At 66.8% G+C, this 2,311-nt stretch carries 2 protein-coding genes; both read left to right on the top strand.

The genetic code is table 11. The features are described 5' to 3' along the window. On the top strand, nucleotides 1-914 hold a 914-nt coding region (locus tag Q0L11_RS19320), incomplete at its 5' end, for an SEC-C metal-binding domain-containing protein (RefSeq protein WP_296599403.1). Between the two features lie 81 nt (nucleotides 915-995). After that, a partial coding sequence (locus Q0L11_RS19315; protein ID WP_296599401.1) for an NAD(P)-binding domain-containing protein occupies nucleotides 996-2,311 on the top strand: 1,316 nt, incomplete at its 3' end.

Genomic DNA, 2,311 nt, shown 5'->3' with positions numbered 1-2,311 from the left:
CGATCATGCGCACCTTCGGCGTCCAGGAAGGCGAGGCCATCACCCACAAGTGGCTGAACAGCGCCATCGCCACCGCCCAGAAGCGCGTCGAGCAGCGCAACTACGAAATCCGCAAGAACCTGCTGAAGTACGACGACGTCATCAACGACCAGCGCAAGGCCGTGTTCGAGCAGCGCCAGGAGTTCATGGAGGCGTCCGACCTCCAGGAGACGATCGCCGAGTTCCGCGAAGACACCATCGCCGACCTGGTCAACCGCCACTTGCCGCCCAAGGCCTACGCCGAGCAGTGGGACGTCGAGGGCCTGGACGCGCACGTCCAGCAGTACCTGGGCCTGCAACTGCCGATCGCCGCGTGGGCCGCCGAGGAAGGCATCGCCAACGAGGAGATCGAGGAGCGCATCCGCAAGGCCGCCGACGCCCGCGCCGAAGAGCGCAACGCGATGGTCGGCGACCATATGCGCAACATCGAGAAGAGCTTCCTGCTGCAGACCATCGACCTGCAGTGGCGCGAGCACCTCATGCACATCGACCACCTGCGCACGGTGATCGGCCTGCGCGGTTACGGCCAGCGCGACCCGCTGAACGAGTTCAAGACCGAGGCCTTCTCGCTGTTCGAGAAGCTGCTGGTCGACCTGCGCCAGAACGTCACCCGCTGGCTGATGACCGTGGAGTTCGCGTTCGAGGATCCGTCGCAGCAGCCCGTCGCGCCGCAGACCTTCGAGGTCCACCTCGATCCTCTCACCGGCGAGAACGAGCTGGAGCGCGGCTTCGTGCCCGACGGCGTGTCGGCCGAACAGCGCCAGGCCCTGCCGGTCAGTGCGCTGCCGGAAGGCTGGGAGCAGACGGGCCGCAACTCGCCCTGCCCCTGCGGCTCGGGCAAGAAGTTCAAGCACTGCCACGGCGCGCTGGTCTAGGGCCGGTCCACGAACCAGCTCTAGGCAGACGCAAGGGAAGCGCGGTCACGCTCGCCTCGTCGATTTGACGGAGCGAACCACATGTCCGCCGCGCTTCCCAAGGCCTGTATCATCGGCGCAGGCTGCTCGGGCTTCACCACCGCCAAGCGGCTGCAGGACCTGGGCGTCCCGTTCGACTGCTTCGAGATGTCCGACGACATCGGCGGCAACTGGTACTTCAAGAACCCGAACGGGCTGTCGGCCTGCTACGAGAGCCTGCACATCGACACCTCGAAGTGGCGCCTGGCCTTCGAGGACTATCCCGTCCCCGCCGACTGGCCCGACTTCCCGCACCACGCCCAGCTCCTGCAGTACTTCAAGGACTACGTGGCCCACTTCGGCCTGCGCCCGAAGATCACCTTCAACACCGCGGTCCAGCACGCCGAGCGCACCGCCGACGGTCTCTGGAAGGTGAAGCTGTCCACCGCCGAGACGCGGCTCTACGACGTGCTGTTCGTCTGCAACGGCCACCACTGGGACGCCCGCATCCCGCAATATCCGGGCGCGTTCGACGGCCCGCACTTCCACGCCCACGACTACCGCGACCCGTTCGACCCGGTGGACATGCGCGGCAAGAACATCGTCGTCGTCGGCATGGGCAACTCGGCGATGGACATCGCCTCCGAGCTTTCCCAGCGCCCGATCGCCAAGACCCTCTGGGTCGCCGCCCGCCGTGGCGTGTGGGTGATGCCCAAGTACATGGACGGCAAGCCGGCCGACAAGGCCTCCATGCCGCACTGGATGCCGCGCAAGCTGGGCCTCAGCCTGGCCCGCGCGAAGATCAAGAAGACCATCGGCAATATGGAGGACTACGGCCTGCCGAAGCCCGACCACGAGCCACTGGAGGCCCACCCCAGCGTGTCGGGCGAGTTCCTGACCCGGGCCGGCTGCGGCGACGTCAAGTTCAAGCCGAACATCGCGGAGCTGATGGGCAAGCAGGTCCGCTTCGAGGACGGCAGCGTGGAGGACGTGGACGCCATCGTCTACGCCACCGGCTACAACATCAGCTTCCCGTTCTTCACCGATCCGGCCCTGCTGCCCGACGCCGAGAACCGCTTCCCGCTGTTCAAGCGGATGATGCAGCCCGGCGTGCCGAACCTGTTCTTCATGGGCCTGGCCCAGCCGCTGCCGACGCTGGTGAACTTCGCCGAGCAGCAGGCGAAGCTCGCCGGCGCCTACCTCGTCGGCCGCTACAAGCCGCCTTCGCCTGCCGAGATGGCGCAGATCACCAAGGCGGACGAGGCCCTGCACCTCGGGCCCTACTACAAGGCCGCGAGGCACACGATCCAGGTGGACTTCGGCCTCTACGTCCACGACCTGCTCAAGGAGATCGAGCGGGGCGAGAAGCGGGCGAAGGC

Source organism: Phenylobacterium sp. (assembly GCF_024508875.1).
In the GTDB taxonomy this organism is placed as follows: domain Bacteria; phylum Pseudomonadota; class Alphaproteobacteria; order Caulobacterales; family Caulobacteraceae; genus Phenylobacterium.
This window is presented reverse-complemented; position numbering and strand designations above follow the sequence as displayed.